At 76.2% G+C, this 9,957-nt stretch carries 7 protein-coding genes; 6 read left to right on the plus strand and 1 reads right to left on the minus strand.

Translation table 11 applies throughout. From position 1 onward, the window contains the following. Nucleotides 1–306 precede the first annotated feature (306 nt). On the plus strand, nucleotides 307–1,482 hold the full coding sequence (locus LUZ64_RS35175; protein ID WP_095579665.1) for a hypothetical protein: 1,176 nt from the start codon (nucleotides 307–309) through the stop codon (nucleotides 1,480–1,482). Nucleotides 1,483–1,809: 327 nt separating this feature from the next. Here the strand turns inward: LUZ64_RS35175 and LUZ64_RS35180 are convergent, their stop codons facing one another. Next, complete coding sequence (locus LUZ64_RS35180) at nucleotides 1,810–3,132, minus strand: MFS transporter (protein WP_095578368.1); 1,323 nt, start codon at nucleotides 3,130–3,132, stop codon at nucleotides 1,810–1,812. An 85-nt stretch (nucleotides 3,133–3,217) separates the two neighbouring features. On the opposite strand from LUZ64_RS35180, the gene LUZ64_RS35185 reads away from it, so the two are divergent. From LUZ64_RS35185 to LUZ64_RS35205, 5 genes are all read left to right on the plus strand, one after another. Next, entirely contained in the window at nucleotides 3,218–4,177 is a 960-nt protein-coding gene (locus LUZ64_RS35185) for a LysR family transcriptional regulator (RefSeq protein ID WP_095578369.1), read from the plus strand. 303 nt (nucleotides 4,178–4,480) lie between these two features. Continuing rightward, complete coding sequence (locus LUZ64_RS35190) at nucleotides 4,481–5,077, plus strand: CGNR zinc finger domain-containing protein (RefSeq protein ID WP_095584212.1); 597 nt, start codon at nucleotides 4,481–4,483, stop codon at nucleotides 5,075–5,077. Between the two features lie 362 nt (nucleotides 5,078–5,439). Beyond that, nucleotides 5,440–5,928: a sigma-70 family RNA polymerase sigma factor gene (locus LUZ64_RS35195; RefSeq protein ID WP_232390322.1), complete on the plus strand. Its 489-nt coding sequence runs from the start codon at nucleotides 5,440–5,442 to the stop codon at nucleotides 5,926–5,928. Beyond that, on the plus strand, nucleotides 5,925–6,674 hold the full coding sequence (locus LUZ64_RS35200; RefSeq protein ID WP_095584214.1) for an anti-sigma factor family protein: 750 nt from the start codon (nucleotides 5,925–5,927) through the stop codon (nucleotides 6,672–6,674). Before LUZ64_RS35195 ends, LUZ64_RS35200 begins: the two co-directional genes overlap by 4 nt. Before the next feature lie 135 nt (nucleotides 6,675–6,809). After that, nucleotides 6,810–9,215 (plus strand): HelD family protein, encoded by a 2,406-nt coding sequence (locus LUZ64_RS35205; RefSeq protein WP_372472018.1) that lies wholly within the window; start codon nucleotides 6,810–6,812, stop codon nucleotides 9,213–9,215. The last annotated feature ends 742 nt before the right edge of the window (nucleotides 9,216–9,957 follow it).

The raw sequence follows: 9,957 nt of genomic DNA on the forward strand, positions 1-9,957 counted from the left end.
GTCCGGAGGGAAGCCCGAGACCTTGATCATCCGTGACGCCCTAGGCGGCACCGGGTCAGGAACGGCGTATAACTGCGTGCACGAGGTGCATCCCTGTACACTCCTGACCTGCGGGAAAACAGAAAACCACAGTTCAGATGGGGTCTTGAACGAGATTTCGATTCCCGCCATCTCCACTCATTCCATGTTGGACAGAGGCCCCACCGCCCAGGCGGTGGGGCCTCTGTCGTTCCCGGTGCGGTTCCTCCATGGTGGTCCCGGACGGTCGGCCTCCGTGCGGCCGGTGCCGATCGAGGAGGGGGTGCGGTGAAGGGGATCCGGAGGGTGCTGGCCCTGGTGGTGGCCGGGCTGCTGTGGCCGGTGGGCGCGGCGGCGGGCCTGGACGCCGGCGGCGGGGACGACGGGGTGCGGCTGCTGCTCAACGGCGCCTTCGGCAGCCGCCCCGGTGAGCTGATCGACATCGATGTCCGGGGCGTCCGGGAGCGGGGCGTCGTGCGCGTCTCCTCGCCCGCCTTCGGCCGGCCCGTCGAGCTGACCCCCTACGAGCCCCGTACGCCCGGCGAGGGCCCCGGCCACCACGCGCGTCCGGCGGTCGCGGTGGACGCCCGGCCCGGCAGCCATCCGCTCACCGTCGAGGCCGGCGGGCGCGTCGTCGCCAGGGACCGGGTGGAGGTCGCCCCCTCGCGGCGGCCGCGGTTCACGGTGGCGGCGGCGCCGGGCGGGACGCTGCGCCCGGGGGAGCGGCTGTGGATGGCCTACGACGATCTCTACCCCGGCGAGACCGGTTCGGCCTTCTCCGCGCGCTCCTCCGCCTTCCGGGCGTCCGTCCCGCTGGTCCACGACCCGGGCGGCTCCGACTGGCACAACCCCCGGCTCTTCTCCGGGAGCGCCGAGCTGCCGCCCGGCCTCGCCGACGGCACGTACCGGGTGGTGCTGACCGGCCCCGGGGGCCGTGCGATCGACGAGCGGCCGCTGACCGTGCGCGCCGCCCGGCCCGGCGACCGGGACTACCTGGGCCGGGCCCGGGGCCCCGCGCTCTTCGGCGGCCCGGAGGCCCCGGCGCCGGACGAGGCCCGCAGCTACGGCCACACGGTCGCGGCGGGCGGGACCGTCCACGTGCTGTGGCAGGACGAGGCGCCCGACGCGGGGGAGGAGGAACGGCTCCGCGCCACGTCCCCGGCCTTCGTCCGCCCGGTGCCGCTCCGGCGCGACGACAGCAAGGCTGGCGACGGGCGGGACCCGCGCTACCTCGGGCCCGCCCGGGTGCGCGAGGACCTGGCGCCGGGCCGCTACCCCGTCACCGTCGTCAGCCATCATGGCCGGGTGAAGCGGACCGGCCGGCTCACGGTCACCGGATCCGGTGCGTCCGCTTCGGTGGACGCGCCGTCGCCCGCGGTCCTGGCCGGGGCGGCCGCGGCGACCGTGGTGGTGGTCACGGGCGCGGTGCTCCTCCGCCGCAGGACGGCCCGGCCACCGCGGTGAGGCGGGTGGGGCGGCCCGGTGGCCGGTGACGGTGGCCGGGTCTCTTCCCCGGCCCCGCCCCTTCCCGAAACCGGGGGCTCCGGCCCCGGCGGGCCCCCGGCCCCGGCGGGCCCCCCGGGCCCCGGGCCGCGCGGCGTCCTCGAACTCCCCGAGCTGCCGCTGGGTCGAGCGGGTAACCGGGCAGCAGCCCGGTGCCGTGCCGGTCATCGGCGCGGTCCTGTTCGCCGCGGGCCGGCCCTCGCGTCAGGGTGGTGATCGCCGAGCCGGGCGAGGAAGCGGCATCCGGTGGGTGCCCGGTGGTGGGGTTCCGGTCCGGGGCCGGTGCGCTCACCGGGGTGGTCTCGTTCCGCCGGACGATCCGCGCGTCCGTACGGCCACCGCGGTGAGCCACGCCAGGGCCGCCGCGGCGGCCGGTACGGCGTAGGCCGTGGCCGGGTCCAGGTGTTCGGCGCACCAGCCGCCCGCCGCCGAGCCCGCCGCGACGCCGCCCAGCAGTCCGGTGACCGCCAGCGTCATGCCCTCGTTGAGCCGCCCGGCGGGTGTCAGGCCCTGGACCAGGTGCATGCCGGTGACCATGGTGGGCGCCGTCGCCATGCCCGCGACCAGCAGCGCGCCGGCCAGCGCGAGCAGGCTGCCCAGGGCCCCCGCGAGCAGCGGCAGCAGGGCCGCCGCGGCCATGACGGCGAGGTGGCGCCGGAACCGGCGGTCCACCGGGCCCGCCGGGCGGGTCAGCCCGTACAGCAGCCCGGCCGCGCAGGAGCCGGCCGCCTGGAGGCCGAGCACGGCGCCCGCCGCCGGCCGGTGGCCCAGTCCGTCGGCGAACGCCACCGTCACCACCTCCAGCGACCCGAAGACCGCCCCGGTGCACAGGAAGACGGCCAGTGCACCGGCGAGGGCCGGGTCGCCGCGCACCGGCGACCGCCCGGAGCGCGTCGCGCCCGAGGCGGGCGGCTCGGTGCGGCGCTGGGCGGCGAAGAGCGTGACGCCGGTCAGGAAGAGGGCGGCCGCGACCAGGGTGCCCAGCTCGGGGAAGCCCGGGACGGCCGTGCACAGCAGCGCGGCGACGACCGGGCCGAGCATGAAGCACGCCTCGTCCACGGCCTGTTCGAAGGAGTTCGCGGTGTGCAGGGCCGCCGGGTCGCCCCGGAGCAGGTGGGCCCAGCGGGCGCGCGACATGCCACCGGTGTTGGGCGTCGTCGCGGTCGCGGCGTACGCGGCGAACAGCGTCCACGCGGGCGCGTCGAGGAGCACGCACAGCACCAGGGCCAGCGACCCCAGGGTGGCGCACGCCGCGGCCGGCACGGCCACCCTGGCCTGCCCGTACCGGTCCACCAGCCGTGCCGTCCACGGGCCGGCGACCGCGGTCGCGCCGAGCCCGGTCGCGGTGACGGCGCCGGCCAGCGCGTACGAGCCGCGCTCGGCCGAGATCATGAGGACGGCGCTCACCCCGAACATGCCCATGGGCAGCCGGGCCGGCAGGTTGCAGACGGTGAACGCGCGGGCGCCGGGGAGGGAGAGGAGCCGGGCGTACGGGCCGCGCGGCGCGGCGGACCGGCGCGCGCGGCCGGCGGGCGCCGGACCGAACCGGGGCGCGGCGACGAGCGTGCCGCCGGTGACGGCGAACAGGGGAGAAGGGGGGTGCGGGGGCATGCCGTCCACCTTCGCCGCGCCCCCGCCGGCCGGTCCAACACCTGATCGGTGGCCATTCACGCACATCTGTTGTTGACTGCCGCGGGTGCCGTACGACATCGAGCCGCGCCTGCTGCGCGCCTTCGCCGCCACCGCCGAAGAGCTCCACTTCACCCGTGCCGCCGCCCGGCTGTTCGTCGCCCAGCAGGCCCTCAGCCGTGACATCCGCCGCCTCGAACAGCGCCTGGGCGCCGAGCTGTTCGCCCGGACGACCCGCCAGGTCACCCTCACCGCGGAGGGCGCCCGCCTGCTGCCGTACGCCCGCCGGGTGCTCGCCGCCCACGACGAGCTCGCCGCCGCGTTCGCCCATGAGGAGCGGCCCCTGATCGTGGACAGCGCGACGGTCGGCGTCACCCGCGAGGTGCTGGCGGCCGCCCGGCTGGTCGCCCCCGACCGCGAGCTGGTGGCCCGCTTCCACAGTGGGCTCACCGGCGCGGCGCGGGAGATCCTGGCCGGCCGGCTGGACGTCTCCTTCGGCCGGCTCGCGGGCCTCGCCCCGGCCGTCCGGGCCCGGCTCGACCACCTCCCCGTACGGTACGAGCCCATGGCCGTCCTGCTGCCGGCGGACCACCGGCTCGCGGCCCTGCCCGAGGTGCCGCTGGCGGCGCTGGCCGGGGAGACGCTCTACGCGGCGGCGGGCAACGAGGCCACGGCGGAGTGGACGGACCTCGCGGAGCGGCTCTTCGAGGGACGGGGCATCGGCATCGCCGCGCCCTTCCCGGAGCTCGAGGGCGACGGGGAGTTCGTCCGCGTCGTCCGCAAGCGCGGCTGGTCGGTGCTGGCGAGCGTGGAGTTCCTGGACGTGCCGGGCATGGTGCTGCGCCCGCTGACGGACCCGGTGCCGCTGTCGCCCGTCTCGATGGTCTGGCGGCGCGGCCTGCGCCACCCCGGGCTGGACGCGCTGCGCGCCGCGGCCCGCGAACTGGCGGCGCGGCACGGCTGGCTGACGTATCCGGAGGGGGCGTGGCTGCCGGAGGAGGACGCGGTGGTGATGGCGGGGCGCTGACGGCGGACGAGGGGGGCGCCCGACGGGCGCGCGGGCGCGGGGCCCGGGGGTTACGGCGGTGTGTCCCGCAGGGCACCCTGGGGAGGGGAGGCCCGGGTACCGGTACGCACCGGTGGTCCGGGGACGCGCGGCGCCGGAGAACACACGGTCCGGGGAACGCGCGGCGCCGAGGGACTGAAGCGGGCCGCGGCGGATACACGACGGCACGCGAGGACCCACGACGGGACCTACGACGTACGAAGGAGCGCCGTACGCGTCGCGACGCGCACGGCGGATGGGCGACAGGGAAAAGGTGACAGGCACATGGTGGCGACGGCCCCCTATGACCTGCGATTCGACGCCGGGCGGCTCTGCCTGGACCTGGTGGCCACGGTCGGCGGCCGGTTCAGCGAGGAACCGGTCGAGCGGCTCGACGGCCCCGCGCGGCTGAGGGCCTGGCTCGTCGGCGCGGGGGTGGTGCCGCCCGGCACCCCGCTGGACGGGGTGGACCCGTCCTGGCTCGCGCGCTTCCGCGCGGCCCGCGACCTGCTGCACCGCGTCGTACACGCCGAGGTGGACGGCCGGGCCGCCGACCCCGACCTGGAGCGCCTCAACGCCCTGGCGGCCACCGCGCCGCCCGCGCCCCGGGCGGTGCGCGCGGCCGACGGCACCCTGGTCCGCGCGGTGGCCGGCCCCCCGGACTGCGAGGAGCTCGTCGGCCGGATCGCCCGGGACGCGGTCGAGCTGCTCACCGACCCGGCGGCGCGCGGCCTGCTGCGGCGGTGCGAGGGCGAGACGTGCTCGCTGGTCTATCTGGACACCTCGCGGGGGCACCGGCGCCGCTGGTGCTCCAGCGAGGTGTGCGGCAACCGCGAGCGGGTGGCCCGCCACCGGCGGCGGGTGGTCAACGGCCGGGGGTGACCGTCGGGTTGCCGCCGGGGGTTCGCCGATGGCGGGCCGGGAAGGCGGCGGGGCCGGGCCGTTCGTGGCGGCGGCCCCACCGCGAGCCGGGTGCCCGGCATGTCGTACGGATCCGGCCGGGCCCGCGTTCAGCCGTGAAGTGTCGTGAGTGTCACGGGAGTCGGGCCGAACGCGGCGCGCGTCCGGCCCGTACGCGCGGGGCCGCGCGCGGGCTCCGGCGGGATGTCCGCCGCGCGCTGAGTCGTACGCCGGTGCCGTACGTAAGGAAGGGCAGCGGTGACCGACTCGCGCTATCGACCCGGGGGAACGCCGTGCGCAAGGATGCCGTCGTGGCCGACAGGACGAGTCCCGACGAGGAGCTGATGCGGGCGCTCTACGAGGAGCACGCGGGCCCGCTCCTCGCGTTCGTGCTCCGGCAGGTGGCCGGCGACCGCCAGCGCGCGGAGGACGTCGTCCAGGAGACCCTGGTGCGCGCCTGGCGCAACGCCGACCGGCTGCGCGGCACCCCCGGCTCCGTACGGCCCTGGCTGGTGACGGTCGCCCGGCGCATCGTCATCGACGGCCACCGCAGCCGGCAGGCCCGGCCCCGCGAGGTCGACCCCGCGCCGCTGGAGCTGATCCCCGCGGCCGACGAGATCGATCGGGCCCTGCGCCTGATGACCATCTCGGACGCGCTGGGCGACCTCTCCGAGGCCCACCGGGAGGCGCTGACGGAGACCTATTTCAAGGGACGTACGGTGAGCGAGGCCGCCGAGGCGCTGGGCGTACCGGCCGGGACCGTGCGGTCCCGCGTCTTCTACGCCCTGCGCTCCATGAAGCTCTCGCTGGAGGAACGGGGAGTGACCGGATGACCGAGCCGGCCCGGCACACGGACGTGGGCGCCTACGCGCTCGGCGTGCTCGGCGACGCGGACGCCGGCCGCTTCGAGGAGCACCTCGCCGACTGCCACCGGTGCGCCGCCGAACTGGACGGCCTCATGGAGCTGACCCCGGTCCTCGCCGACCTCAGGGAAGCCACGCCGGACCCCGGGGCGCTCTCCGCGCGGCCCCGCCCCGCGCTCCTCGACGGGCTGCTCGGCGAGGTCGCCGCCGCCCGGCGGGCGCGCCGCACCCGCCGGCTGTGCCTCGCGGCCGCGGCCGCCGCCCTGATCGTCGCCGGGCCGCCGGTCGGCGCGGCGCTCGTCCAGCGGGACGCGCCGGACCACGGCTCGGTGAGCGCGGCCAGACAGATGTACGAGGACGGCGAGAAGATCGGCACCGTCGACCCCGCGACCAAGGTCGAGGCCACGGTCTCGCTCCAGCCGAAGCCCTGGGGCACCCACGTGGCCCTCCGGCTCGGGCACGTCGAGGGACCGCGGAGCTGCGACCTCGTCGCCGTGGGGAAGAACGGCGAGCGGCAGACGGTCACCACCTGGGCGGTGCCGCCGGGCGGCTACGGCCTCGGCGGGAGCGACGAGGGGAAGGGCGGGGACAAGGGCGGCAGGTGGGGGAGCGGGCCGCTGTACACCCACGGGGGCGCCGCGCTGAACCGGGAGGACATCTCCCGCTTCGAGGTCCGCACCCTGGACGGCGCGCTGCTGGCCACGGTCAGGCTCTGAGGCCGGGACCTTCCCGGAACCCCGCCCGAACCGAACCCGAAACCGACTAATTCCGTCATGTCCTGACAGGTGCGCTCAGTACCCCTGTTCGCGTACGGTTGACGGCTGCCCTAGGCACAGCAGAAGGGGGCTTGGGTGGCCGCGCAGAACGCCACGCCCGCACACGTGGCGACCGGACCGGAGACGGAGCCCGACGGGGTCCGCGACCGGGAGATCGGTACCGAACAACAGCATCTCGACCGGGTGTACCGACGCCTGGAGGAGAAGATCCACGAGGCCGAGTTCCTCATGGACGACGCCGCCAAGCGCGGGCAGGTCGGCACGCCCGGCGCGCTCGCCGAGCGGGACGCCCAGGTGTTCCGCGCCGGCGTGCACCTCAACCGGCTCAACAGCGAGTTCGAGGACTTCCTCTTCGGCCGCATCGACCTGCTCCTCGGCAAGGACGGCAAGAAGGGGCCCGACGGCGCCTACACCTCCGTGGAGCCCGCGGACGACGCCGTCAGCGACGACCGGGCCGAGATCGCCGAGACGCTGCACATCGGCCGCATCGGCGTCCTGGACTCCGACTACTCCCCGCTCGTCATCGACTGGCGGGCGCCCGCCGCGGCGCCCTTCTACCGCGCCACGCCCGTCGCGCCCGGCCGGGTCGTCCGCCGCCGCGTCATCCGCTCCAAGGGCCGCAAGGTCCTCGGCGTCGAGGACGACCTGCTGCGCCCGGAGCTCTCCGCCACCCTGGCCGGAGCCACGCTGCCGGTCGTCGGCGACGGCGCGCTGATGGCCGCGCTGGGCCAGGCCCGCAGCCACACCATGCGGGACATCGTCTCCTCCATCCAGGCTGAGCAGGACATGGTCATCCGCGCGCCCGCCGCGTCGGTGACCGAGGTCGAGGGCGGCCCCGGCACCGGCAAGACCGCCGTGGCCCTGCACCGCGCCGCCTACCTCCTCTACCAGGACCGCCGGCGCTACGCGGGCGGCATCCTCGTCGTCTCGCCGACCCCGCTGCTCGTCGCCTACACCGAGGGCGTGCTGCCCTCGCTGGGCGAGGAGGGACAGGTGGCGATCCGCGCCGTCGGCTCCCTGGTCGACGGCGCCGAGGCCGACACGTACGACGAGCCCGCCGTCGCCCGGATCAAGGGCTCGTCGCGGATGCTCAAGGTGCTCCGCAAGGCGGTGCGCGGGGCACTCGAAGGAACGTCGGCGGGGGCGCGCGGGGACCGCGGCGGACAGCTGCCGCTGGACGAAGCGGAAGGTTCCGCCGACGGCGGTACGCCCCAGGGCCCGCCGGACCGGCTGCGCGTCGTCGCCTTCGGAGCCCGCCTGGAGCTGGGCGCGGAGGAGCTCAAGCGGATCCGCAACACCGCCCTCGGCGGCACCGCGCCCGTGAACCTGCTGCGCCCGCGCGCCCGCAGGCTGATCCTCGACGCCCTGTGGTCGCGGGCCGGCGGCCCCAAGCGCTACACCGACCCGGAGCTCGCCGCCGAGGCCCGGCGCGCCTTCGACGAGGACGTCTCGACCGAGGACGACTTCCTGGGCTTCCTCGCCGCCTGGTGGCCCGAGCTCACCCCGCGCGGGGTGCTCGCCGCGATGGCCGACGAGCGCCGGCTCTCGCGCTGGTCGCGCCGGGTGCTCAACCCGCGCGAGGCGCGGCTGCTGGCCCGCTCGCTCAAGCGCCTGGACGCGGCGGGCCGTGGCCCGCTGTCCGTGCACGACGTGGCGCTGCTGGACGAGCTGGAGACGCTGCTCGGCGCCCCGGCCCGGCCCCGGCAGCCGCGCGAGGTGGACCCGCTGGCCCATCTGACGGGGCTGGAGGAGCTGATGCCGCAGCGCTCGGAGTCGCGCCGGGAGCGCGCCGAGCGGCTCGCGGAGGAGCGCCGGGACTACGCGCACGTCATCGTCGACGAGGCGCAGGACCTGACGCCCATGCAGTGGCGGATGGTGGGCCGCAGGGGCCGCACCGCCACCTGGACGATCGTCGGCGACCCGGCGCAGTCCTCCTGGTCCGATCCGGACGAGGCCGCCGCCGCCCGGGACGAGGCGCTGGGCGCCCGCCGGCGCACCCGCTTCCGGCTCACCGTGAACTACCGCAACCCCGCGGAGATCGCCGAGCTGGCGGCCAAGGTGCTGGCGCTGGCCATGCCCGGCATGGAGTCGCCGGCGGCCGTGCGTTCCACGGGAGTCGAGCCGAGGTTCGCGGTGGCGGGGGACGACCTGGCCGCCGCCGTGCGGGACGAGGCGCGGCACCTGCTGGCCGACGTCGACGGCACGGTCGGCGTGGTCGTCCCGATGGGGCGCCGCGCGCAGGCGCGGGGCTGGCTGGCCGGGCTCGGTGACCGGGTCGTGGTGCTGGGCAGCCTGGAGGCGAAGGGCCTGGAGTACGACGCGACGGTCGTGGTCACGCCCGCCGAGATCGCGGACGAGTCGCCGGCCGGGCTGCGGGTGCTGTACGTGGCGCTGACCCGGGCCACCCAGCGGCTGACGGTGCTCTCCGGCGAGCGGGACGACCCGGACGCGGACGGAGTGCCGGACCTGCTCCGGGACTGACGGCGGGTCGGCCCGGGGAAGCGCTCCGAGGGGCTGCCGCGCGGGGGTCCGGGAGGCCGCCCGCGCGGGGGTCCGGGGCGGGCGGCGCGCGGCGCTCCGGAGAGAGCGTCACGCGGGCTTCCGAAGGGGGCGTCGCGCGGCGGACCCGACGTTCTCCGGGCCGAACTTCCGCTCCTGGAATGACTTCCCGGAACGGTTTGTTAGCCTGGGTGTGGCACCGGCTCGATCCAAGCCCCCGGGCCCAACCTTAGTCGCTTCGAGCGACCACTTGCCGCGAGGCGAGCATGGCGGGCCGGTGCCACCCAAGACGTTCCGGACGGGCGTCCTTCCTCCCAGGGGAAGGACGCCCGTCGGCGTTTCCGGAGTCTTTTCCGGAGCGCTTCCGGGGCTTCCGGGGCTGTCGGGGACTTTCCGGGGCTTTCCGGCGCGGTGTGGAATCCCGGATTCCACACTCGTCCCGGCAGTCGCCACTTCTCCTGGATTCCGGAAAATCCCTTCCGGAATACGGGGCTGGTTACCCCCTACCGGCTGGTAGGTGCGACCATCGTTGCTCACGCCCCGGGCGAACCCCGAGCGGGCGTACGAAGTGAAACAAGGGAAAGCAGAGGAAGTCGGCCATGGCAACGGCGCCAAGCGTCTCGTACTCGATGACGGTCCGGCTGGAGGTTCCCGCGAGCGGGACCTCGGTCGGTCAGATCACCACGGCCGTGGAGTCCTCCGGCGGATCCGTGACCGGCCTGGA

The organism is Streptomyces albireticuli, from assembly GCF_021228125.1.
GTDB classification, from domain to species: Bacteria; Actinomycetota; Actinomycetes; order Streptomycetales; family Streptomycetaceae; genus Streptomyces; species Streptomyces albireticuli.

Excerpts from the sequence above, each read along its gene's own strand:
- LUZ64_RS35180 (WP_095578368.1), bottom strand. The coding sequence starts at position 3,132 with ATGCCCCCGCACCCCCCTTCTCCCCTGTTCGCCGTCACCGGCGGCACG.
- LUZ64_RS35190 (WP_095584212.1), top strand. The coding sequence starts at position 4,481 with ATGGTGGCGACGGCCCCCTATGACCTGCGATTCGACGCCGGGCGGCTC.
- LUZ64_RS35195 (WP_232390322.1), top strand. The coding sequence starts at position 5,440 with ATGCGGGCGCTCTACGAGGAGCACGCGGGCCCGCTCCTCGCGTTCGTG.
- LUZ64_RS35200 (WP_095584214.1), top strand. The coding sequence starts at position 5,925 with ATGACCGAGCCGGCCCGGCACACGGACGTGGGCGCCTACGCGCTCGGC.